At 67.1% G+C, this 23,274-nt stretch carries 18 protein-coding genes; 15 read left to right on the top strand and 3 right to left on the bottom strand.

The genetic code is table 11. The features are described from left to right. Positions 1-10 precede the first annotated feature (10 nt). From C8J25_RS11355 to C8J25_RS11325, 9 genes are all read left to right on the top strand, one after another. Positions 11-1,936 (top strand): CocE/NonD family hydrolase, encoded by a 1,926-nt coding sequence (locus C8J25_RS11355; RefSeq protein ID WP_107954516.1) that lies wholly within the window; start codon positions 11-13, stop codon positions 1,934-1,936. A gap of 185 nt (positions 1,937-2,121) precedes the next feature. Next, complete coding sequence (locus tag C8J25_RS20740) at positions 2,122-2,295, top strand: hypothetical protein (RefSeq protein ID WP_167397706.1); 174 nt, start codon at positions 2,122-2,124, stop codon at positions 2,293-2,295. 122 nt (positions 2,296-2,417) lie between these two features. Further along, positions 2,418-2,747 (top strand): hypothetical protein, encoded by a 330-nt coding sequence (locus C8J25_RS11350; protein WP_107954515.1) that lies wholly within the window; start codon positions 2,418-2,420, stop codon positions 2,745-2,747. A 42-nt stretch (positions 2,748-2,789) separates the two neighbouring features. Then, entirely contained in the window at positions 2,790-3,155 is a 366-nt protein-coding gene (locus C8J25_RS11345; protein WP_107954514.1) for a CsbD family protein, read from the top strand. Between the two features lie 4 nt (positions 3,156-3,159). Beyond that, positions 3,160-4,692, top strand: coding sequence for a helix-turn-helix transcriptional regulator (locus C8J25_RS11340; protein ID WP_107954513.1), 1,533 nt, complete (start codon positions 3,160-3,162; stop codon positions 4,690-4,692). Beyond that, complete coding sequence (locus tag C8J25_RS11335; protein WP_107954512.1) at positions 4,689-4,940, top strand: hypothetical protein; 252 nt, start codon at positions 4,689-4,691, stop codon at positions 4,938-4,940. Before C8J25_RS11340 ends, C8J25_RS11335 begins: the two co-directional genes overlap by 4 nt. 38 nt (positions 4,941-4,978) lie before the next feature. Further along, positions 4,979-5,872 (top strand): hypothetical protein, encoded by an 894-nt coding sequence (locus C8J25_RS11330; protein WP_056064938.1) that lies wholly within the window; start codon positions 4,979-4,981, stop codon positions 5,870-5,872. Positions 5,873-6,042: 170 nt separating this feature from the next. Next, positions 6,043-6,186, top strand: coding sequence for a hypothetical protein (locus C8J25_RS20735; RefSeq protein ID WP_167397705.1), 144 nt, complete (start codon positions 6,043-6,045; stop codon positions 6,184-6,186). Between the two features lie 123 nt (positions 6,187-6,309). Continuing rightward, on the top strand, positions 6,310-7,881 hold the full coding sequence (locus C8J25_RS11325) for a phospholipase D-like domain-containing protein (protein WP_107954511.1): 1,572 nt from the start codon (positions 6,310-6,312) through the stop codon (positions 7,879-7,881). A gap of 35 nt (positions 7,882-7,916) precedes the next feature. On the opposite strand, the gene C8J25_RS11320 is transcribed toward C8J25_RS11325, so the two are convergent. Next, positions 7,917-8,519, bottom strand: coding sequence for a TMEM175 family protein (locus C8J25_RS11320; RefSeq protein ID WP_244187017.1), 603 nt, complete (start codon positions 8,517-8,519; stop codon positions 7,917-7,919). 311 nt (positions 8,520-8,830) lie between these two features. On the opposite strand from C8J25_RS11320, the gene C8J25_RS11315 reads away from it, so the two are divergent. Further along, positions 8,831-9,673 carry an alpha/beta fold hydrolase gene (locus tag C8J25_RS11315; protein WP_107954510.1) on the top strand — a complete coding sequence of 281 codons (843 nt, stop codon included), beginning with the start codon at positions 8,831-8,833 and terminating at the stop codon, positions 9,671-9,673. 69 nt (positions 9,674-9,742) lie between these two features. Here the strand turns inward: C8J25_RS11315 and C8J25_RS11310 are convergent, their stop codons facing one another. Together C8J25_RS11310 and C8J25_RS11305 are read right to left on the bottom strand one after the other, a co-directional pair. Further along, positions 9,743-11,092: a DUF3999 family protein gene (locus tag C8J25_RS11310; RefSeq protein WP_107954509.1), complete on the bottom strand. Its 1,350-nt coding sequence runs from the start codon at positions 11,090-11,092 to the stop codon at positions 9,743-9,745. Further along, the gene (locus C8J25_RS11305) at positions 11,089-14,007 is read right to left on the bottom strand and encodes a DUF2339 domain-containing protein (protein WP_244187015.1); all 2,919 of its coding nucleotides are present in this window, start codon (positions 14,005-14,007) and stop codon (positions 11,089-11,091) included. The genes C8J25_RS11310 and C8J25_RS11305 overlap by 4 nt, the downstream gene beginning before the upstream one ends. 230 nt (positions 14,008-14,237) lie before the next feature. Here C8J25_RS11305 and C8J25_RS11300 point away from each other — a divergent pair, with 230 nt between their 5' ends. The 5 genes from C8J25_RS11300 (at position 14,238) to C8J25_RS11285 (ending at position 23,215) form a co-directional block, all read left to right on the top strand. After that, the gene (locus C8J25_RS11300) at positions 14,238-15,428 is read left to right on the top strand and encodes a glycosyltransferase family 4 protein (RefSeq protein WP_107954507.1); all 1,191 of its coding nucleotides are present in this window, start codon (positions 14,238-14,240) and stop codon (positions 15,426-15,428) included. Positions 15,429-15,605: 177 nt separating this feature from the next. Then, positions 15,606-17,807 carry a UDP-galactopyranose mutase gene (gene glf / locus C8J25_RS11295; RefSeq protein ID WP_107954576.1) on the top strand — a complete coding sequence of 734 codons (2,202 nt, stop codon included), beginning with the start codon at positions 15,606-15,608 and terminating at the stop codon, positions 17,805-17,807. After that, a complete protein-coding gene (locus C8J25_RS20940) occupies positions 17,804-19,867 on the top strand; it encodes a glycosyltransferase (protein WP_208622579.1) in 2,064 nt (687 codons plus the stop codon). The genes glf and C8J25_RS20940 overlap by 4 nt, the downstream gene beginning before the upstream one ends. After that, positions 19,860-20,960, top strand: a complete 1,101-nt coding sequence (locus C8J25_RS20935) for a zinc-dependent alcohol dehydrogenase (protein ID WP_208622578.1) — start codon at positions 19,860-19,862, stop codon at positions 20,958-20,960. The genes C8J25_RS20940 and C8J25_RS20935 overlap by 8 nt, the downstream gene beginning before the upstream one ends. Next, entirely contained in the window at positions 20,957-23,215 is a 2,259-nt protein-coding gene (locus tag C8J25_RS11285) for a glycosyltransferase family 4 protein (protein WP_107954506.1), read from the top strand. Before C8J25_RS20935 ends, C8J25_RS11285 begins: the two co-directional genes overlap by 4 nt. Positions 23,216-23,274: the final 59 nt, after the last annotated feature.

Here is a 23,274-nt window from a genome sequence, read left to right as displayed (position 1 = left end):
GCCCTTCGCCATGTCCGTCAAATTCGTCCTGCTCGCCTCGATCGCCCTCGCCACCACCGCAATTGCGCAGGACAAGACCGCACCCGTCGGCGGCGACATCCCCGCCAAGTTCGTCCCGCCGACCGCCGCGCAGGACTACGTGAAGCGCGAGGTGATGATCCCGATGCGCGACGGGACCAAGCTCTACACCGTCATCGTCTATCCCAAGGGCGTCACCAACGCGCCGATCGTCCTCACCCGCACGCCGTACAACGCCAAGGGTCGCGCGAACCGCTCCGACAGCGCGAGCATCCTCGCCACGCTGCCGCTCGCCGACGAGATGTTCGTCAAGGCGGGCTATATCCGCGTCTACCAGGACATCCGCGGCAAATACGGGTCGGAGGGTGAGTATGTCGTGACACGTCCCGTTATCGGCCCGCTCAACCCGACGCAGGTCGATCACGTCACCGACGCCTACGACACGATCGACTGGCTGGTGAACAAGGCGAACCTGCCGGAGAGCAACGGCCGGGTCGGCATGATCGGCTCGTCCTACGAGGGATTCACGGTCGCGATGGCGCTGCTCGCCCCACACCCCGCGCTGAAGGTCGCCGCGCCCGAGAGCCCGATGATCGACGGCTGGATGGGCGACGACTGGTTCCATTACGGCGCGTTCCGTCTCGCCAACATCGCGTGGCTCGGCAGCCAGACCGGCTACAAGGGCGCGGGCAAGGCGCCACCCACCGGCGGCTATGACGATTACGAGAATTTCCGCGAGGTCGGCTCGGCCGGCGACTGGGCGAAGAAGTCCGGCTACGACCAGCTTCCCTATTGGCAGCGGATGGTGTCGCACCCCGCCTATGACGGCTTCTGGCAGGGCCAGGCACTCGACAAGCTGCTCGCTGCGAACCCGTCGAACGTGCCGACGATATGGGAACAGGGGCTGTGGGACCAGGAGGACATGTACGGCGCGATCACCGCGTGGGAAGCGCTCAAGGCCAAGGGCAAGCTCGGCAACAACCACCTCGTCATGGGTCCGTGGCGCCACAGCCAGATCAACCGCGAAGGCCGCAGCCTCGGGCCGTTCCAGTGGAATGGCGACACCGCCCAGCAATTCCGCGAGGACATGCTGCTCCCCTATTTCAATCAGTATCTGAAGGACGGCGCACCCGTCACGCTGCCCGCCGCGGCGATCTACAACACTGGCGAGAACCACTGGGACAAGTTCGCGACGTGGCCGCTCGCCTGCGAGACGGGCTGCACGTCGCCGCTGAAGCCGATCTACCTGCAGGAGGGCGGCGCGCTCGGCTTCGGCAAGGCGACGACCGGCGGCGACAGCTATGTCTCCGATCCATCGAAGCCCGTGCCGCACCTGCCGCGCCCGGTGAACTTCGGCGACGGCCGCTGGGGTGACTGGCTCGTCAGCGACCAGCGCGGCGTCGATGGCCGTCCCGATGTGATGACCTACACCACCGAGGCGCTGACCACGCCGGTGCGCGTGTCGGGCGCGCCGATCGCCGACATCTTCGCCAAGACGACCGGCACCGACGGCGATTTCGTCGTCAAGGTGATCGACGTCTACCCGGCCGAGAACGCGACCGATCCCAAGATGGGCGGCTACGAACTGCCGATCAGCCTCGACATCTTCCGCGGCCGCTATCGCCAGAGCTTCGCCAAGCCGACCGCGATCCCGGCGGGCAAGGTGCAGGAATACAAGTTCCGCCTGCCGACCGTGAACCATGTGTTCCAGCCGGGTCACAAGATCATGATCCAGGTCCAGTCGAGCCTGTTCCCGCTCTACGATCGCAACCCGCAGACGTTCGTGCCGAACATCTTCCTCGCGAAAAAAGCGGACTATAAGCCGGCAACGGTGACGATCATCCGCGGCGGCACATCGGCGAGCGCGGTCTGGTTGCCGGTCGTCCCGCTCGACCAGTCCGGGGCAATGGCCAAGTAATCGATCGAACCAAGCCGGCATAAAGACGGTTTCGTCGCCCGGCCAACTCAGCCGCGGCGGCGTCCCTGCAGCGTCGTGCCCCCTGACGCCAGACTGATCATACTACCGCATCGCCTAGTCGTTTCCGATCACGCGCGGCCGCCTGCAATTTCGTACTGAAGGCGCAGGTTACCAAAGGCAATGCCATGACGACGGATCAAGACGACACCCGCTTCCCCGCCGACGACAGCGACGATTCGAGCTATTTTCAACGTCGAGCCGAGTGGCATGAGGGTCGCGCAAAGGTCGCCGAGGACTCGAGCACGCGGTCGCTGCATCTGCGGTTTGCGCGGCTCTATGCGGCGCGTGCCGCGTCCTGATTTGGTACATTATAGCTAGTAGTATTATACAAAACTACCAGGAACCAAGAGGTTACCGGTAGGTTTATGCGTCCAGTCCCGTCGCGACACCCCGCGTGCGGCAAGATACTGGAGCTGCTCACATGAAGCGCATGACGTCCGCCACTGGGGCCTTGGCCCTGCTGGCGTCCATTGCCGGTTGCGCCGCACCCGCGACCCGCATCTCGACCGGGCTCCAGCGCTACGGGCTCGATCAGTCGCGCTCCGATTGCGTCGGCGATCGGCTCCAGGCGAACCTATCGCTCGGTCAGTTGCAGCGTCTGGGCAAGGCCGCCGCGGCATACCGCCAGGGCGACACCACGCCCGGCGTGCTCACCCCGTCCGATCTCATCCGCGTCGCCTCCGAACTCCGCGATCCGAAGATCGCGCTCGAAGTTGGCAAGGCCGCCGCGGGCTGCGGCGTGCTGCCGTAACGCGGCCCCTCTCCACCCAATTCCAAAACGTAAGGATCTGACATGAACAAGGACGAATTCCAGGGCGGTGCCCGCTATGTCGGCGGCAAGGTCGAGAAGGCCGTTGGCGATACCGTGAACAGCCGCAACTGGCAGGTCGACGGCGTCGTCGACCAGGTCGCCGGTGGCGCACAGAATCTCTACGGCCGCGCCAAGTCGGCGATCGAGGATGCCGTCGACGGTGCCCCCGAACTCGCCGACAAGATCGGCAGCGAAGCGCGCGAAGCCGGCGATCGTGCCGCCGACGCCGCTCGTCGCGCCGCCTCGACCGCGCAGGCGTCGGCCAAGGACGCGCCCGTCCTCTGGGCGCTCGGGGCCGCCGCAATCGGCTACGGCCTCGCCTGGCTCGTCCACGGCCAGCGCGACTGATCGCATGACCGTGGCGCCGCCCCTCAAGTCGCTTCGTGACTCCCCCGATCTGCGCCACCTGCGCCAGATCATCGCGGGGCTGGACGAAGGCGTCATCCTCGTCGATCCCGACCAGGACATCCTGTGGGCCAACACGGCCGCACTCGGGATGCACGGGGTCGACTCGGTCGAGGATCTCGGTGCCACGGTCGACGATTATCGCCAGCGTTTCCAGCTGCGCTACCGCAACAACCACAAGCTCAACGACGCCGACTACCCGATCGAACGCGTCGTGTCGGGCGAGGCCTTCTCGGAGGTGGTGGTCGAGGTTGCGGTCGCCGGCGAGGAAGCCCCCCGCTGGGTGCATCAGGTGCGCAGCCTCGTCCTGACCAACGACGAGGACGAGCCCGAATGCCTCGTCATGATCATCCAGGACGTGTCCGCACAGTTCGAGGCCGAGGATCGCTTCGAACAGTCGTTCAACGCGAACCCCGCGCCCGCGGTCATCTGTCGCCTGTGCGATCTTCGCTTCGTGAAGGTCAATCAGGGTTTCATCGACATGACCGGCCATGACCGCGACGCCGTCCTGTCGCGCACGGTCTACGATATCGACGTCCTCGAACGCGGCGAGAAGCGCGATCTCGGCAAGCAGCGCCTCGCCGAGGGCCGCACCATCCCGCAGATGGAGGCGGAGCTCAGCCTGCCCGACGGCGAGACCAAGCTCGTGATCGTCGCCGGCCAGCCGATCGACATGGGCGATCAGCCCTGCATGCTGTTCACCTTCGCCGACCTCGAACCGCGCCGGAAAGCCGAGACGCAGCTGCGCCATAGCGAGGAGCGCTTTATGCGGACCTTCTCACTCGCCCCCGTCGCGCTCGCGATCGGGGCGCGCGACGGTCACCGGCTGTGCGACGTCAATGAGGCTTTCACCAGCCTCACCGGCTATTCCTCGGCGGAGATCATCGGCCGGCCGCTCGGCGATGTCGACCTGTGGGAAACGCCAGCGCTGCGCCACGAGATCGAGGCCGATATCGACGCCGGCCTACCGATCCGCGACCGCGAAGTCCGCATCCGCGGCAAGGACGGCGACATCATCGACTGCATCGTCTCGACCGAGCCGATCCAGCTCGACGACGAAGCGTGCGTGCTGTGGGCGATGCGCGACATCAGCACCCGCAAAGCGTCCGAGCGCGAACTCGTCAACGCGATCGAGGCGGTGATGAAGGACACGAGCTGGCTCAGCCGGTCGATCATGGAAAAGCTTGCGCGGATTCGCACGCCGAACGCCGAGCCGGTCGGCGTCGGGCTCGACGAACTGACGCAGCGCGAGCGCGAGGTGCTGGCGCTGATCTGTCGCGGGCTCGACGACAAGTCGATCGCGCGCACGCTCGACGTTTCCAGCAACACCGTGCGCAACCATGTCGCGCGGATCTATTCGAAGATCGGCGTCAACCGTCGCAACGCCGCCGCCGCCTGGGCGCGCGCGCGGGGGTTCGATGGCGATTCCATCCCGCACGCGCTCCACCTCAAGGCGCCCTCGAAGGAGATCGCCGCATGACGCGCGACAAGGATAAATCGGACCAGGACGAAGCCCGCACCCGCCAGGCGAAGGGCTCGATCCAGGAGGCGATCGGCAAGATCATCGGCGACCCCGCGATCGAACAGCGCGGCTCGCAGGAAAGCGAAGCCGGCGCGCGCCAAGCCAAGGTCGACGATGCCTCCAAGGCTGCCAAAGGCTCGAAGGCCGGAACCCCGAAGGCCGACAAACAGATCGACACACCCATCGATAGGCACGGCAAAGACTGACGCCGTTCCTCGAATTTCGTGAATAACAGGAGTGAATTATGGCTAACCATGTAAATCCCGGCGTCCTGCCGACGGACGACTTCCGTCGCGTGAAGACCCCGACCCGCATCTCGTGGGGCGCAATCTTCGCCGGCGTCGTGATCGCGATCGCGATCCAGCTGGTGCTCGGCATCCTCGGCACGGGCATCGGTCTGAGCCTGGTCGATCCGGTCGAGGGCACGACCCCCGGCGCGACCGGCTTCGGCATCGGCGCAGGGATCTACTGGATCATCACGACGATCATCGCGCTGGGCGCCGGTGGTTATGCCGCAGCACGCGGCGCCGGCGTGCATGACCGGTTCGACGGCCTGATCCACGGCCTGGTCGTCTGGGGCGTCACTCTGATCCTCACCATGTACCTGCTGACCTCGGCCGTCGGCGGCATCATCGGCGGCGCATTCCGCACCGTCGGTTCGGTCGCATCGGCAGCCGGCACCGGCATCGGCGCAGCAGCCCCGAAGGTTGCCGACGTTGCCAATGTCGACGTCACCGACGTTCGCGCCGAAGCTGCTCAGTATCTGTCGGACGCACCGTCGGACCCTGCGCAGATGACGCCGGAGCAGGCGCAGAAGGAAATCGCCAAGGAGCTGCCAGCACTCGCAAAGGGTGGCCAGGACGGCGCACAGGCTGAAAGCCGCATCGTCGACATCGTCGCTGCACAGCGCAAGATCAGCCGTCCGGAGGCTCAGGCCCAGGTGACGCGCGCCAAGGCACAGTTCGTCCAGACCAAGAACAAGACCGTCGAGACCGCCAAGTCGGCGACCGACACCGCCGCCGGTGCAGCTGCCGGGACGTCGTTCATGATCGTGATCGCGCTGCTCATCGGCGCTGCCGCTGCAGGCTTCGGTGCCACCACCGCCGCCCGCCGCCGCGTCTACACCGACGCCGTCTGATACGGCGACCGGTTCATGTAACGGGCGCCGTCCGCGTAACGGGACGGCATCCCATTCGGCGAACGGCCGCGCAATCGCGCGGCCGTTCGTTCGTCAAACAGGTTTCCTCGCCGCGGCCGACCCGGTAACGTGGCACCGCGAGGACCTGATAGAATCCCGAAGGTACCGAAATGACCACGTCGAAAGAGGATCGTCGTTCGCTTCGCATCGCCATCGTCCGCGCACTGCAACTTGCCGATGCCCAGGACGACCATCTCGTCGCGGCCCTGCTGGCGCAGGCGCTCGACGTAGCCGAGCACGCGCTGCCCGACTAAAGTACCAACGATGCCTGCGCGCCACGAACTTTTTATAATGAATGCTGCCGGCCGTTCGTCTAACGAGGGCAAAACGCGCCTCCGTGGGTTGGCTGATCGCGCCAAGCCTGCGATGGCAGCATCATGAATTCTCACGGAACACTGCTCGAGCCCGGTCGCAACTGCTGGCGGATCGAACCCGCCAAGCAGGCCACCGTCATCGTCGATGCCGACGATTATTTCAAAGCCGCCCGCGCGGTGATGATGAAGGCCAGGAAGCAGATCCTGCTCGTCGGCTGGGATTTCGACGCGCGCATCCGCTTCGGTGGCGGCGACGATGACGATGGTGGCCCCGAGCGTGTCGGCGAGTTCGTCAGCTGGCTCGCGCGCCGTACACCGGGGCTCAACATCCACATCCTCCGCTGGGATACCGGTGCGATCAAGACGCTGTTCCACGGCCAGACGCTGTTGCGCATTGCCAAGTGGATCCGCGACCCGCAGGTCCATCTGCGGCTCGACGGCCATCATCCCCCCGCCGGCTCGCATCACCAGAAAGTGGTCGTGATCGACGACGACGTCGCGTTCTGCGGCGGGATCGACATGACCGTCGACCGCTGGGACACGCGCGCGCATGCCGACGACGAACCGCGCCGGATCGAGCCCGACGGCTCGCCCTATGGTCCGTGGCACGACGCGACCACGATCCTGCAAGGCCCCGTCGCGCGCGCGCTCGGCGACATGTGCCGTGGCCGTTGGGAAGTGTCCGGCGGCGGCGCGCTGGAGCCGGTTACCGATGGCGCCGACTGCTGGCCCGATCATGTGAAGGCTGACTTCACCGACGTCGAAGTCGGCATCGCGCTCACGATCCCAGAAATGGCCGAACAGGAGCCCCGCCACGACATCGAGGCGCTGTATGTCGACCTGATCGCGCGGACGAAGCGCTTCTTCTACGCCGAGAGCCAGTATTTTGCCTCCCGCAAAGTGGCCGAGGCGATCGGCAAGCGGTTGCGCGAACCCGACGGTCCCGAGTTCGTCATCGTCCACCCGACCACCGCGGAGGGCTGGCTCGAACCGATCGCGATGGACTCCGCGCGTGCACGACTGGTCGAGGCTTTGCACGAACAGGACCCGCATAACCGGCTGCGGCTCTATCACCCGTTCACCGCGGGTGGGCAGCCGATCTACGTCCACGCCAAGGTGACGGTGGTCGACGACGAGGTGCTCCGCGTCGGCTCGTCCAACTTCAACAACCGTTCGCTGCGGCTCGACAGCGAATGCGACGTCGTCATCGATGCCGCGCGCGACCGTAACGCCGGTGAGCGCGATACGATCGCCAGCATCCGCAACGGCCTGCTCGCCGAACATCTCGACACCGACGTCGCGACGATCGAAACGTCGATCGCCGATACCGGCTCGCTGATCGAGACGATCGAACGGCTGCGCGGCGACGCTCGCTCTCTCCGTCCTTACGAGGTCCCCGAACTAGACTCCGTCCGCGAGTGGCTGGCCGACAACAAGATCCTCGATCCCGAGGGTCCGGGCGAGATGTTCGAGGGACTGTCGGGCCGCAAGCCGCTGCTCAAGAACCTCCGCCCGCACCTCCACCGCGCCGATGGCAGCATCTCGCCGGTCATGGCGGCGGTCGCGGTCGGCGGCACCGCGGCCGGCATCGCGCTGGTCGGCACGATGCTATGGGGCCTCCGCACCAGGAAATGATGCGCGAATCCTCCCCCTTGCTTGGGGGAGGAGGATCAGCCTCGCAGATCACCCTCGAACGCGCGCACGATCCGCCGGTCGGGAATCAGCCACAACGCAACCACCCCCACGTACAGCGCGATCGCGAACCAGCGGCTGACGAACGCGAGCGGCACGCCGGTGAAATAGAGCGCGATGCTGCCCCACCCCTTCCAGTCCGAACCGATCGCGCGCGCGACCGCCGACTCCTTGCCGTTGCAGGCGATGATCGCGCGTTCGGTCAGCGAATAGCCGATCGCCGCGAGCCCCAGGACGATGCCATAGGCGGCCGTCGCCCCCGCCGCGAACGCGCTCTCGTCGAGCCAGCGGATCACGAACGGCACGAGGCTCAGCCAGAACAGCAGGAACAGGTTCGCCCACATCACACGCCCGTCGACGCGCTCGACCGCGGAGAACATGTGGTGGTGATTGTTCCAGAACAGCCCGACGTTCACGAAGCTCAACACATACGCCAGCAGCACCGGCGCGCTGCCGATCAACGCGTGCAGGTCGCCCGTTTCCGGTACCTTCAGTTCCAGCACCATGATCGTGATGATGATCGCGACCACGCCGTCGGTGAAGGCCTCGACTCTCCCCGGCCCCAGTCGTCGTCCGCTCATAGTCGCCCCCCCCGCCAGCTCTCAACGTGAGCTTGGCCACAATAAGAAATGTGAACTCAGTATCTTGCAATAAACTGGTTCGGTCTCGGCCGTTGCGATACTATGACCTATAAACGATCGACCGATCTATCCCAGTCCGATCCGGGCTTTTACATCGCGGCGCGGCGTGTCATTCCCCTGACGACGCAGTTTCTGTTTGCCATTTGTAGACGTGATAAACGCCCGGCAGATCAGGAAAACCTGTGTTCGGAGAGGCTTGACCCTGAATCGCACGCTTCCTTGCACTTCCATGACAAGACGGAGTTACCGAAATGAGCAGCGGCTTCATCAAGAACGAAGACGGCGTCGACATCTTCTACAAGGATTGGGGACCGAAAGACGCGCAGCCGATCGTGTTCCACCACGGCTGGCCCTTGTCGTCGGACGACTGGGACACGCAGATGCTGTTCTTCCTGGCCGAGGGCTACCGCGTCGTCGCGCATGATCGCCGCGGGCATGGCCGCTCGTCGCAGGCCGAAACCGGCAACGACATGGATCATTATGCCGCCGACGCCTCCGCCGTCGCCGAGCATCTCGACCTGACCAACGCGGTGCATATCGGCCACTCGACCGGCGGCGGCGAAGTCGCGCGCTATGTCGCGCAGTTCGGCCAGCCCCAGGGTCGCGTCGCCAAGGCCGTCCTCGTCAGCGCGGTCCCGCCGCTGATGCTCAAGACCGACGCCAATCCCGGCGGCACGCCGATCGCGGTGTTCGACGGGTTCCGCAAGGCGCTCGCCGAGAACCGCGCGCAGTTCTTCCTCGATGTCGCATCGGGGCCGTTCTACGGCTTCAACCGTCCGAACGCCGTCGTCTCGGACGGCGTCGTCCGGAATTGGTGGCGCCAGGGCATGATGGGCAGCGCGCTCGCACATTACGACGGCATCAAGGCGTTTTCGGAGACCGACCAGACCGCGGATCTCGAGGCGATCACCGTGCCGATGCTGGTGCTGCAAGGCGATGACGACCAGATCGTCCCCTATGAAGACGCCTCACTCGTGCAGGCGAAATTGCTCAAGAACGCGACGCTGAAGATCTACAAGGGCTTTCCGCACGGCATGCTGACGACGCACGCCGAGGTCCTAAACCCCGATCTGCTGGCGTTCGTGAAGAGCTGAACACCCGCCACGACCGGCCCGCAGCGTGATCTAAATCTCGCTGCGGGCCGATCCCTTGGACGCTGACCATCAGCTCGGATCGCGCGGCGCTTGCGTCGCCTGTTGCCGCCACAGCATCCACGCCACCCCGGCCAGCAATGCCGTCGCGGCAAGCATCACCGCCCACAGCACGATATTGCGCGTCGGCGCCCCAGCATCGCCGAGCGCCGACAGCGTCACCGTCGCGGCCGGCACCGCCACCAGGCGTGCTTCGCCCGGCCTGCCCTGCCCATCGGCAAGATCGGCGGGCGACAGGAACACGTCCTTCGCCGCGGCGCGCCCGGCCGCGAGCGTGAACGGCGCGGTGCCGCTGGCGAGGAAGATCACGCCGCGGTCCGCGAAGCCGATCCGCAGACGCGGCGCGACGGTGAACCCCGCACTGCGAGCATCGGCCTCGATCCGGATCGCACGCGGCGCGTCGCCGGACAGCGTGATGTCGCGCCCACCATCGCTGCGCGCGACGCCTTGCCCCAGCAGAGCCCAAGGCTGCTCGCGATCGTCTCGCCCAAGGATCCGAACCGGAACGACGCCATCGCCCTCCACCGGTATCACCCGCAAGCTCGCCATCGGTGTCGCGAACGGCACCGCGAAATCGACGACGCGTGCATTCCCGGACACCGGCGCGGGCGCCTGAGCCTCGACCGTTTCCGACGCCGCCGCACCGTCAGGCCGCACGTCGAGCACGGCGCCACGGATCGAAACCGGCGCCAGCAACCGCGACCCCGCGCTCCACGTGATCCGCAGATACTCCCGCGCCACGGCGGCATCGTCCAACGCGACGATCGAAGACCGCACCGCCTCGCCCGCGCGCCGATACACCGTCGCCTCGCCTAACCGCCGCCACTCGCGCAGGTCGGCACTGGCCTCGACCGTCAACGTCACCGGCTGGCCCACCGGCAAGTCCGCGGCAACCGCAACCCGCTCGACCGCGCCCGACACCCGCCGCGCATCGAGCAGCACGCCGAGCAGCACGGGTGCGCCGCCAGCCGCGACCGGCTCGCCGCGCACTTCGGCAACCTGCGCCGCACCGCGCCCGTCGAGCCTCAACGACACGCCCGACACCTTCAGCGCATCGGGCGCCCCCAGGATCGGCATCGGATCGAGCGACACATGGCCGACCGCCGCGGACGCGCCTGCACGAGCGATCGGCATCGCCCGCCCCTTCGCATCGAACACGCGCAAATCATGCCCGTCGCGAGTCTGCAATCCTGCCAGCACTGCGGCCGGCAACGCCAGCCGCTGGACTTTCGCGCCCGCCTCCACCGACAGCGGCAGGCGAAGCGCATAGCCGTCCGGCTCGCCATCCGATCCCGCCGGCGCCGCAGCGACCAACAGCACGGCGCCGACCAGCGCGCCCAACCGCCACCGAACCCCGCTCATGCCACCGCTCCTCGTTTCGTATCGTCCGACACTGCCTTGGGCGGCAACGGCGCCAGATACCCGACCAGCAGCATCAGCATCCCGACCGCGATGAAGGCGATGATCCGCGCGCCGCCGCCGGTCGCGTACAGGTCGACCACCAGCAGCTTGACGACGGTCGCCCCCAACAGGCTTGCCCCCGCCAGCCACAGGCTGCGCGTCGCATGCCGATGTGCGACGACCATCAGCGTCAGCGCAATCACCGTCCACAGGATCGCAATCCCCGTCTCGACCAGCGCATTGCCGAGCAGCGTATCCGCCTCCCATGCCACGCCCGCCAGATGATGCGCCGTCCGCAACCACGCGCCGTTCGCCGCAACGAAACCAAGCGCGGCGATCGGCAGCCAGATACGCTTGCTCGCCAACAGCGCGGCGCCCGCCGGCACAATATCCGCAGCCAGCACCGCCCGCCGCCACAGCAACAGCACGCCCGCCGCCAGCGCCACCATCACGTCGACCGGGTTGAGCACCGGCACGAACGGCAACGGCGCGGTATCGCCCGACGAAAACAGCGCGATCGCGACTGCGCCACTGAAGATGCCCAGCGCGATCGGCACCGCCGCCGTCCACGCATAATCCAGCGCATGGCGATCGAGCGGCCACCGCGTCCTCGCCCGCTCGCCGCGCAACGCCGGCCCGGCCCACAGGGTAAGGCCCGCCAGCACCGCCACCGCGCCGGCGAGGAACGTCACCTCGTTCCACGCGGTCGACCACAGCGCCGCGCGATCGATCCCGAACCACAGCATGTCGCCGAGCAGGACCACCGCCAGCCAGACGCCCGCGACGTGGCTAGCCGACGCCACCGCCCGCGTGCCCGGTGTCTCGACGTCGTCACGATCGCTGCGGAACAGCATCCAGCCATGCACCGCGAGCGCGACGATCCACAGGAAACAGCCGGGCGACGACAGCACGGTGCCGCCCCGATCGGCCTGCGCGACGAAGCCGATCCACAATGCGCCTACACTGACGCGTGCCGGCCATGCCGCGACCGGCCAGTCGCGACGCCGAGCGATCGTCTGGAACGCCGCTGCGCTGACCAGATACGCCAGCATCGCCAACAGGATCTGCCCGTTCGTCGAGAACACCGGCACAGGCGACAGCGATCGCTCGACCGCGGGATGAAGCCGCGTCGCCTCCATCAGCCAGCCGATCCACCACGCCGCAAACCCGGTCAGGAACGCCGGCGTCGCGATCACCGCCTCGCCCCGCGCATAGGCCCGCGCAAGCCGCGTCTCCCCAGCCGCGATCGTCTCCCGCGCGATCGTCTCCCGCGCGAACCATGCCGTCGCGAACCAGCCGAGCGCCACCAGGATCGCACCGACGAACGCCGGATTGGCGAACGGCAGCGCCGCGAAATTGTCGTCGAGCGTGCCGAGATACAGCAAGGTCGCAACGACCTGCAGCGCCAGCCCGAACAGCCGCGGCATCCAGCGCGCTTGTCGCATCCCGACCCAGAACGCGCCCGCGCCTTCCAGCGCCCACGCCGCCGAGGTCCAGCGCGCGCCCAGTGCAAGCGGGATCGCCATCGTGACGAAGCCGATGCCGATCGCCAGCATCGCCTCGTTCATTACGCGCAGCCCCTCTTGCTGTTCCCCACGCTGCCGGCGCCGCGCCACCAACGAGACACCGAGATACAGTGCCGCAAAGCCCAGTGCCGCAAACGCGCTGCCGAACGGCCGGTCGTCGATCAGTGCGACCTCGAGCCCGAACCCGGCCAGCGCCGGCCCGAACAACAGCGTCGTATCGACCGCGTTGCCGAACTTCCCCGGCGTCGCCCGCGTATAAAGCACGGCGGTCACGACGTAGATCAGCACCGAGACGATCAGAAATATCTGCGCGATCAGGAAATGCTCGGGCCGATACGCGGTCGCGCCCCACAGGCTCGCAATCCCGAACGTCGCGAAGAACCCGACCAGGTTCAGCACGCGCCATGTCCGCGCGCGTGCGATAAACAGGATCGCGAGGTTCAGGATCGTGCCGTACCCGAACAGGCCGAGCGCATTGCCGCCCTCCCCGCCCAGCAGCAACGGCACCGCGAACCCGCCCGCGAACGCCGTCACCGCCAGCGCCTGCGAACGCTGCAACAGCGCCAGCGCACAGCCGAGCGCGCAGACCGCGATCATCAGCACGAACGCCGCGGACAGCGGTACGAGATCGTAGAAGCGCGCCGCCCCGAACAGCGTCAGGTAGATGATCGCGACGCCACCGCCTTGCAACGCCAGCGCGAAATCGGGACGCTTCGTCCGCGTCCGAAAGCCGATGCCGAGCAGCGCGATGCCGAACAGGCCGACCACCGCGAGACGGAACTCGATCGGAAACAGCCCCGCCGCCGCCGCATAGCTGGCAAGGAACGACAACCCAACGAACAGGATGACGAGACCGAGCCGTACGATCGTGTTGCCGCCGAACAGCCAGCCGCGCGCGGCTGCAACGCCGCTCGCCAACCAGCCCGGCTCGCGTGGTTCGGCGGGCGCAGGTACAGACGCAGCGCGGTCGCCCGAAGGCGGCGAACCCCAGCGGCTTCCCGCCGAGGTATCGAAATCGGTTAGTGCTTCACTTTGCGATACGACCTCCGGCGCAACCGTCGCGATCGACGGTTCGGCGACCAACGGCTCGATCAAGCGCGGCGTGGTGCGGACCTCGGGCGCATCGGCGACACCGTCCCCACGATAACGCGGCGCGTCCATCAGTTCGTTGACGTGGGCCCGCAACAAGGCGACCTCGGCGCTCAGTACCGCCGTCTCGCGCACGATCTCGATCCGCATCGCCCGCCGCAATGCCCAGCCGATGCACAAGCCAACCGCCCCGCCCAAGAATAAAGCGGTTTCTGAAAAGCTTCCGAGCACCCAGCCGAGCAAAGCACCGACTATCGCCATCCAGATTAGCATCGTCCGCGCTGCCCTCGCCTAGTCATCGCCCCACCTACTCATGGACGTCTTTGCACTAACATGGCGCAAGCCCCGCCGCCGGTCGAGCGTGATTGCGAATACGCGCGCCGACTAAATTTAAGCTACATGATCCCGTTTCTCGATTTCGCCCGTTAAGTGCCTGCCCTGCAACGAAAGGGTGCAAGACCAGGGGAAATACCGATGCAGGGGATGCGTGCATGGTGGCGTTGAGCGAACGACGATCGATCGTCATCATCAGCGACTGGGTCGACGGCTGGCCTCCCGCGGATCCCTCCGCCGCAACGCCTCCTCGCGACGGATCGGCATGGCGCGCGCTCGATCCTGCGAGCCAACCCTGGACGGGTACTGCCGACCACCGCGAGCCCGTCGCCGGCGGGTATCTCGAACGCCTTCCGCTCGCGCTCGTCGCGGCCGGCATCGTCGAACAGGCCGAGATCTGGCATCACTGGCGCGGCGAAGGTGACCCGCCATTCCACCGCGACAGCCCGGTGCTCGCGCGCCGCGCCTTCCGCCTCGACCACGACCACGCACCGTTCGCTTCCTCCGAGATGATCGATTTCGTGCGGACTTTTGGCGCGCCACACATTCTCGTCGTGCTCGGGCTAGGCGTCGCACCCGAACTGCTCGCGCTCTGCGAAAACAGCATCATTCTCTACAATTCGATCGACGCGCCCTCGTTGCGCGTGCCGCCCGAAGTCAGCGAGCATTTCGACCTCGTCCTGACCGGCGCGCAGTGGCAGCCGGACGAGGTCGAGGCCCGCCACCCCGGCATGTGCACCGCGATCCTGCCCGTCGGCCCCGAATTCGCTGCAGTCGATCAGTTTCGTCCGCTCGGCACGCCCAAGGATGTCGACCTGATCTACGTCGCCGCCGCGCAACCGTATAAACGTCACGACATATTGTTCGACGCACTCGCGCAGCTTCCTCCAGACGTCCGCGCGCTCTGCGTCTTCGGCTACGGCGAGGATGCCGACGCGCTCCGCCAACGCGCCCGCGACCAGAACCTCTCGATCGAGTTCGTCGGGCCGCCGGGCGTCCCGATCGACGAGGTCAACCGCCTGATGAACCGCGCCAAGTTCGGCGTCGTCTGCGGCATCGACGACGGCGCGCCGGCGATCCTCACCGAATACATGCTCGCCGGCCTGCCGGTGCTCGCCAACGCAGAATTACGCTGCGGATTGCAGTTTATTCTGCCCGAGACCGGCATGACCGCTTCGACGACTGGGTTTGCCGATGCGATCCTTACAATGCGCGAAACCTACGCCCAATTCCGGCCCCGCGACGCCGTCTTGGAGCGTTGGACTTGGCAGCATAGCGTTGTGCGTTTGGGTGCGATTATCCAGCAAATACATGATGCAAAGCAATTACATTTGCATAGTCAGGTCTGAGGCGTGGGCTTAGGTTCGATCAACAACGCGGATGACCGCGGATTCGCGGATTGGAAGAGCGTGCACGGTATCGGACCTACTCCCACCCTCTCCACGACCGACGACACGAGCCCGCCGCCGCTGATCTGCTTCTCGCATCTCCGCTGGGATTTCGTCACGCAGCGCCCGCAGCATCTGATGAAGCGGTTCGCGCGAGCCCAGAGCGTGTTCGTCTGGGAAGAACACATCCCCTGCGACCATCCGCTGCCCTTCCTAGAACACCACCCGTTTCCCGCCGACAACGTGATCGCGCTACGCCCGCGCCTCCCGCATTGGTGGAACGCCGAGCAGGTCGAGGCAGGCTTGCGGCAACTCCTCGACATGCTTGTCGCGACGAGCATCCGGACCAAGCCCGTCCTCTGGTTCTACACCCCAATGATGCTCCCCTTCGCCGAGCATCTGGATGCCGCCGCAGTCGTCTACGACTGCATGGACGAACTGTCCGCGTTCCGCTTCGCCGACCCAGCCTTGCTCGACCGCGAAGCCCGGTTGCTCGCACGCGCCGACCTCGTCTTCACCGGCGGTTACAGCCTCTACGAAGCCAAGCGCGGCCGCCACCGCGACGTCCACGCCTTCCCGTCGGCGGTCGACATCGCGCACTTCGCCCAAGCGCGCGCTGGCAATATCGAACCCGAAGACCAGCGCCATATCCCCGGCCCGAAACTCGGTTTCTTCGGTGTCATCGACGAGCGCATCGACCTCGCGCTGCTCGACGCCGTCGCCGCTGAGCGCCCCGATTGGTCGTTCGTGATGATCGGGCCAGTCGTGAAGATCGACTCCGCGCATTTGCCACGCCGCGCCAACATCCACTGGCTCGGCGGACGTGGCTACAATGAACTCCCCGCCTATCTCTCGGGCTGGGACGTCGCGCTGATGCCGTTCGCGATCAACGCCGCGACGCGCTTCATCAGCCCGACCAAGACGCCCGAATATCTTGCCGGCGGCCTGCCCGTCGTCTCGACACCGATCGTCGACGTCATCCGCCACTACGGTGACGCAGCGGCGGTCGCGATCGCCACCGACGCAACCGCGTTCGTCACCGCGTGCGAGGCCGCGCTCGCGCTTTCTCGCGAGGGCGCCTGGCGCGACGAAGCCGATCGCCTGCTCGCCACACAATCCTGGGACCGCACGCAAACCGCCATGGCAACCGAGCTCGACCGCGTCCTCCGCGCGAAACGTACCTTCCGCCCGCCTGCGAAGCGCGAACGCTACGACACGCTGATCGTCGGCGCAGGGTTCGCCGGCGCGGTCCTCGCCGAACGGCTCGCGAGCGACAGCGGCCAGCGCGTGCTGGTCGTCGACCGCCGCCCGCACATCGGCGGCAACGCCTATGACGAGCATGATGCGGCCGGCGTGTTAGTCCACCGCTACGGCCCGCACATCTTCCACACCAACTCCGCCGACGTGTTCGACTATCTGTCGCGCTTCACCGCATGGCGCCCGTACGAACACCGCGTCCTTGCCAGCGTCGATGACAAGCTCGTGCCGATGCCGATCAACCGCACCACGCTGAACGCACTCTACGGCCTGTCGCTCGAGGACGACGCGGAAGCCGCAGCGTTCCTCGCCAGCCGCGCGGAATCGGTCGAGGACATCCGCACCTCCGAGGACGTCGTCGTCGCCGCAGTCGGCCGCGATCTCTACGAGACGTTCTTTCGCGGCTACACGCGGAAGCAATGGGGTCTTGACCCGTCCGAACTCGACCGCACCGTCACCGCGCGCGTGCCGACCCGCACCTCGACCGACGACCGCTATTTCACCGATAAATTCCAGGCGATGCCCGCAAACGGCTACACCCGGATGTTCGAGGCGATGCTCGATCATCCCGGCATCACGCTTGATCTTGGCGTAGAATACCGCGACGTGATCGACCGCATCGACGTCGACCACATCGTCTTCACCGGCCCGATCGACGAATATTTCGACTTCCGCTTCGGCAAGCTGCCCTATCGCAGCCTCCAATTCCGCCACGAGACGCACGACGTCGCACAGTTCCAGCCGGTCGCGGTCGTCAATTATCCCGACGAAACGGTGCCACAGACCCGCATCACCGAATACAAGCACCTGACCGGGCAACTCCACGCGAAGACCAGCATCAGCTACGAATTCCCGAGCGCGGAGGGTGACCCGTATTACCCGATCCCCCGCCCCGAGAACCAGGCGCTGTTCAAACGCTACGAGGCACTCGCCGATGCGGAGGAGGGCGTGACCTTCGTCGGCAGGCTCGCGACCTATCGCTACTACAATATGGACCAGGTCGTGGGGCAAGCGCTCGCCACCTATCGCCGCATGGTCGCCAAATCCGTCGTCCTCGAAACCCCCGTGATGGCCGCCGAATGACCCGCATCTGCCTGCTGACCGACAGCCTTGCCCCGTCCGGCGTCGGCGCGCACATGATGACGCTTGCCGAAGGATTGGGCGGAGACGAGATCGTCGTCGCCGCGCGGCCCGGCACGGGCCTGCTCGAACACGCCGCCGCCAAGGGTTATGCAGTCAAGGCGCTCGGCGACGATGCAGACCTCGCGCGCTGGCTTGACCGCGCAGCGCCCGACATCATCCACGTCCATGCCGGCATAGGCTGGGAATGCCACGCCGCAGTCCGCGCCGCGCACGCTGCCAGCGTCCCCGTGATCCGCACCGAGCACCTCCCCTACCTCCTGACCGACCCCGCGCAGCGCGACGAACACCGCGACACCTCGGCCGCACTCGCGCGCCTGATCTGCGTCTCGGACGCAGTCGGCGACAGCCACCGCGCAGCCGGCGTCGATCCGGCTCTCGTCGCAACGATCCACAACGGCGTCGGCGCGCACAAACCCTCGCGCTCGCGCGAAGCCCTCCGCGGCGAATGGGGCATCGGCAATGCCCCCGTCCTCCTAATGGTCGCACGCTTTGCAGAGCAAAAGGGCCACGCGCTCCTGCTCGACGCGCTGCCCGCAATCCGCGCCGCGCACCCGGACGTGATCGTGCTGCTCGCCGGCGACGGCCCTCTCCTCACCCAGACCGCACGCGCGATCGCAGCCAAGGGCCTGGCCGGCACCGTCCGCATGCTCGGCACGCGCAGCGACGTCGCCGACCTGATGACACTCGCCGACCTGCTCGTCCTGCCGTCGGCGTTCGAAGGCCTGCCGCTGGTCGCGCTCGAGGCGATGGCCGCCGGCCTGCCCGTCGTCGCCACCGTCGCACCCGGCAATGCCGAAGCGATCGAGGACGGTGTCACCGGTCGCCTGACCGCCGCCGACCCGGCCAGTTTCGCCGATGCGGTCGTCACGTTGCTCGCTGACCGCGGCACCCTGAAAACGATGGCCAGCGCAGCGATCGATCGCCAGCAAGACCTGTTCTCGGCCGATCGCATGATCGCCGACACGCGCGCGGTCTACGCCGCGGTGCAAGACCAAAAGACAAAGGGAGACGGCGTGGAGCGGACACGGATCGGGTTCATCGGCGCAGGCGGCATCGCCAATCGCCATTTCGGCGTTCTGGAGCAGTTCGACGACGTCGCGATCGTCGCGGTCGCCGACGTCGACATGGCCCGCGCGACCGAAGCCGCCGCCCGCTTCGGCGCGCGCGCCTTCGACGATGCGTCCGCGATGCTGGCCGCGGTCGAACTCGACGCGCTCTACATTTGCGTGCCCCCCTTCGCGCACGGCGAACCCGAACGCCTCGCAATCGAGCACAAGCTCCCGTTCTTCGTCGAAAAGCCCGTTGCGCTCGATCTCGGCATCGCGGAGGACGTCGCCGCAGCGGTCGACCGGCTCGGCCTGATCACAGCGGTCGGCTATCACTGGCGCTATCTCGACACCGTGGACGAGGTGAAGGCGCTGCTTTCGGCAACCCCCGCCCGCCTCCTCTCTGGCTATTGGCTCGACTCCACGCCGCCGCCGCGCTGGTGGTGGAAAAAGGACGCATCGGGCGGCCAGATGCTCGAACAGACGACGCATCTCGTCGATCTCGCGCGCTACCTCGTGGGCGACGTCGTCCGCGTCTACGGCCAGTCGGGCCACATCGACCGCGCCGCCTTCTCCGGCCTCGACGTCGCGACGACCAGCACCGCGATGCTCACCTTCGCCAGCGGCGCGATCGCCAATTTCGCGTCCACCTGCCTGCTCAACTGGAACCACCGCGTCGGCCTGCATCTGTTTGGCGAGGGCCTAGCGATCGAACTCACCGACCGCGACGTGATGATCGACATCGGCCGCGGCCGCCCGGTCCGCGGCACCGGCAGCGATCCGGTAGTGCTGGAGGATCGCGACTTCATCGACGCAGTCCGCGGCGGCGAAAACTGCATTCGCTGCCCCTATCCCGCCGCGCTCGAAACGCTCCGCCTCGCGCTGGCGATCGAACGCTCCGCCGTCGAAGGCCGCGCGATCGACGTCCGCGAGCGCGAGGTGGCCCATGTCTGAGTGGCGCCACGTCCGCTCGCTCGGCGTCGAACGTCCCGGCCAGGCCTATTTCTTCGGCTATGACGAAGCGCCCCCAGGCGACGGCCAGGTCCGGCTCGACTTGCTCTACACCGGGTTCTCCGCCGGCACCGAACTCACTTTCGTCAAGAACAGCAACCCGTATCTCCACTCACGCTGGGACGCAGGCCGCGGCGTGTTCGTCCCCGGCGAACCGAGCGCGCACTATCCGGTGCCGTTCCTCGGCTACATGGAATGCGCGCGCGTCAGCGACAGCCGGGTCGACGATTTCACCAACGGCGACGTCGTCGGCACGGTGTTCGGGCACAAGACCGGCCACACCGCGGACCCGTTCAACGACCTGCTGACCAAGCTCCCGCCAGAGCTCGATCCGATCCTCGGCATCTATATCGGCCAGATGGGTCCGATCGCCGCCAACGGCATTCTCCACGCGGACGTCGAGCTACTCGGCCCCAACGTGGTCAACCTCGGCGACGGCATCCGCGGCCGCCCCGCCTTGGTGATCGGCGCAGGCATCGTCGGCATGCTGACGGCCCTGTTCGCTCAGGCCGCCGGCGCCAGCGAAGTCGTGATCGCCGACCCGTCCCCCTTCCGCCGCCTGCGCGCCGAATGCCTCGGCATCACCGCGATGACCGAGGACCAGGCCTGGGCCTACGCCAAGGCACGCTGGCTCCACGGCGGCGATGATCGCGGCGCGGACGTCGTGTTCCAGACCCGCGCCGACGCCGCCAGCCTGCACGCCGCGATGCGCGCGCTGAGGCCGCAGGGCACCGTGATCGACCTCGCCTTCTACCAGGGCGGCGCGGACCGGCTCCGGCTCGGCGAGGAGTTCCACCACAACGGCCTCAACCTCCGCTGCGCGCAGATCAACCGCGTCCCGCGCGGGCTCGGTTTCCAGTGGGACCGTCGCCGCCTCGCGAACGAGACGGTGAAGCTGTTGCTCGCCCGCGGCCCCGAGATCCGCGCGCAACTCATCACGCACGTCGTGCCCTATGACGACGCCCCCAAGTTCATCGCAAAGCTGGTCGGCGAGCGACCCGAATTCCTCCAGATCGTCTTTAAGGTCGGCGATTGAGCACCGCACTCACTGCCGACGCCCGCCCGATCCGCATCCTGTTCGTCTTCGCCTGGCTCGTCGTCGGCGGCGAGGAGACGGAGGTGCGACTGCTTGCCCAGGCGCTCGATCCGACACGCTACCGGATCGAGGTCGTCGCCTGCTTCCGAAAAGACGGCATGCCCGAGCAGACTCACGCGCAATTGGAAGCGATCGGCGTCGCCGTCGACCGCACGCCCTACGCGCTCGGCTTCGACGAGACCGTCGCCTACCTCGCGAGCAAGCTGCCCGCGTACGACGTCGTCGTCTCGTGCCAGAACGTCGCGGACATCTATCCCGCGCTCGAACGCATGCACCTTCGCCCGCCATTGATCGAGCATGGCGGCCTCGTCTCCGAAGCGCTCGCCGGCCCCAAGCATTTCACCGCGCGCTATGTCGGCGTCTGCGCCTCGATCCGCGACGCCGCCGCCAGCCGCATGCCCGGCCGCGAACACCACGCGATCGAGATCCCGTCGATGGTCGACACGCGCGCCTTCGACCCCGCCCGTCGCGCCCCCGTACGTGCGACGCTAGGGGTCGCCGAAGACGTACCGCTGATCGGCTGGCTAGGCCGGCTCGACCCGAAAAAGCGCGTCGAGGACTTCATCGAAGCCGCCGCGCTCGTCCACGCCCGCCACCCCCGCGCCAGATTCGTCGTGATCGGCGGACCGGACGCCTTCATCCCCGAATACGCCGCCGCCCTCCGCAACCGAGCGCACGCCCTCGGCCTCGACACCGCCCTGACCTTCCTCGGCGACCGCGACGACGTGCCCGACCTGCTCGCCGCGCTCGACATCTTCGTCTGGCTCTCCCGCGGCGAAGGCATGCCGCACGTGATCGCCGAAGCCGGCGCCGCACGCCTCCCCGTCATAGCAACGCGAGACAACGGCTCCGAACAACAGATCGTTGACGGGGTCAGCGGCCTGTTCGTTCCCCACGAAGACCCGCCCTCCGTCGCAAGCGCGATCACGAAACTCCTCGAAGACCCGGCACTGCGGACCCGCCTCGGCACTGCCCTCCGCGCCAAGGTCGACAGCGAGTACGCCGTTGCCGCCGTCGGCCCCCGCTGGGAAGCCCTGTTCGCCGAAGTCCTGTCCGACCGGCCACCTCTCCCCCGGGCGACCGGCCTGTTCCGCAGCGTCCTGCAAGGCGGCTTCGAATCCTCCACGCACCGCCGCGCACATGATCGCAAGCGCGTCGACGTCATCGCCGCCAGCCATCACGACACCCTCGCCGCGCATGATTACAGCGAACTCGCCAAGCTCGGCATCCTGACCGTCCGCGATGGCCTGCGCTGGCATCTGATCGAACGCGAGCCCGGCCGCTACGACTGGTCCAGCCTCGACCGCCAGCTGGACGCCGCCAAGACGATCGGCACCGAAGTCATCTGGGACCTGCTCCATTACGGCTGGCCCGACGACATCGACATCTGGACGCCGACCTTCGTCACGCGCTTTGCGGCCTTCGCCGCCGCCGCCGCGCGCCACATCGGCCCGGCCGCCCCCGGCGGGACCCGCTTCTACGCCCCCGTCAACGAGATCTCGTTCTTCGCCTGGGGCGGCGGCGACGCAGCCTATCTCAACCCGTTCGCCCGAGGCCGCGGCTACGAACTCAAGGTCCAACTCGCCCGCGCCTCGATCGCCGCGATGGAGGCGATCCTCGCGATCGACCCCGCCGCGCGGTTCGTCCACGCCGACCCGGTCATCAACGTCATCACGGACCCCGCCCGCCCGAACGATGCCCCCGCCGCCGAGGGCCACCGCCTCGCGCAATACCAGGCCTGGGACATGATCGCCGGGAAAGCGTGGCCCCAGATCGGCGGCCGCGCGGCATTGCTGGATATCGTCGGCGTCAACTTCTACCACAACAACCAGTGGATCCACGGCGGCCCGCCGCTCGCCTACGACCACCCCCTCAGCCGCCCGCTCCACGCGATCCTCGCCGACGCGTACGCGCGCTACGGCCGCCCGATCTTCATTGCCGAAACCGGCATCGAAGGCAGCGCCCGCCCCGCCTGGCTCCGGATGATCCTGCGCGAGGTGAAGATCGCCCAGTCGCTCGGCGTACCCGTCGAGGGCGTATGCCTCTACCCGATCCTGGACCACCCCGGCTGGGACGACGACCGCTACTGCCCCAACGGCTTGCTCGCCTGCTCGCCGGTCCTCGCCGACCGCGTGCCGAACGCCGCGCTCGCCGACGTCATCCGGCAGGCGGAGGGGCCCGATATCCTGCGTTAACTTGGGCCCCGATACTGATCGAAGTCGATACGATCGAGGGGACATTTCCGCCGCCACGT

This window comes from Sphingomonas faeni, assembly GCF_003053745.1.
Classification (GTDB): domain Bacteria; phylum Pseudomonadota; class Alphaproteobacteria; order Sphingomonadales; family Sphingomonadaceae; genus Sphingomonas; species Sphingomonas faeni.
The sequence above is the reverse complement of the archived record's forward strand: the minus strand, read 5'-3'. Positions and strand labels throughout refer to the sequence as shown.

Coding starts and splice junctions, on each gene's coding strand:
- C8J25_RS11355 (WP_107954516.1), top strand. CDS start 11: ATGTCCGTCAAATTCGTCCTGCTCGCCTCGATCGCCCTCGCCACCACC.
- C8J25_RS20740 (WP_167397706.1), top strand. CDS start 2,122: ATGACGACGGATCAAGACGACACCCGCTTCCCCGCCGACGACAGCGAC.
- C8J25_RS11350 (WP_107954515.1), top strand. CDS start 2,418: ATGAAGCGCATGACGTCCGCCACTGGGGCCTTGGCCCTGCTGGCGTCC.
- C8J25_RS11345 (WP_107954514.1), top strand. CDS start 2,790: ATGAACAAGGACGAATTCCAGGGCGGTGCCCGCTATGTCGGCGGCAAG.
- C8J25_RS11340 (WP_107954513.1), top strand. CDS start 3,160: ATGACCGTGGCGCCGCCCCTCAAGTCGCTTCGTGACTCCCCCGATCTG.
- C8J25_RS11335 (WP_107954512.1), top strand. CDS start 4,689: ATGACGCGCGACAAGGATAAATCGGACCAGGACGAAGCCCGCACCCGC.
- C8J25_RS11330 (WP_056064938.1), top strand. CDS start 4,979: ATGGCTAACCATGTAAATCCCGGCGTCCTGCCGACGGACGACTTCCGT.
- C8J25_RS20735 (WP_167397705.1), top strand. CDS start 6,043: ATGACCACGTCGAAAGAGGATCGTCGTTCGCTTCGCATCGCCATCGTC.
- C8J25_RS11325 (WP_107954511.1), top strand. CDS start 6,310: ATGAATTCTCACGGAACACTGCTCGAGCCCGGTCGCAACTGCTGGCGG.
- C8J25_RS11320 (WP_244187017.1), bottom strand. CDS start 8,519: ATGAGCGGACGACGACTGGGGCCGGGGAGAGTCGAGGCCTTCACCGAC.
- C8J25_RS11315 (WP_107954510.1), top strand. CDS start 8,831: ATGAGCAGCGGCTTCATCAAGAACGAAGACGGCGTCGACATCTTCTAC.
- C8J25_RS11310 (WP_107954509.1), bottom strand. CDS start 11,092: ATGAGCGGGGTTCGGTGGCGGTTGGGCGCGCTGGTCGGCGCCGTGCTG.
- C8J25_RS11305 (WP_244187015.1), bottom strand. CDS start 14,007: ATGGCGATAGTCGGTGCTTTGCTCGGCTGGGTGCTCGGAAGCTTTTCA.
- C8J25_RS11300 (WP_107954507.1), top strand. CDS start 14,238: ATGGTGGCGTTGAGCGAACGACGATCGATCGTCATCATCAGCGACTGG.
- glf (WP_107954576.1), top strand. CDS start 15,606: ATGAAGCGGTTCGCGCGAGCCCAGAGCGTGTTCGTCTGGGAAGAACAC.
- C8J25_RS20940 (WP_208622579.1), top strand. CDS start 17,804: ATGACCCGCATCTGCCTGCTGACCGACAGCCTTGCCCCGTCCGGCGTC.
- C8J25_RS20935 (WP_208622578.1), top strand. CDS start 19,860: ATGTCTGAGTGGCGCCACGTCCGCTCGCTCGGCGTCGAACGTCCCGGC.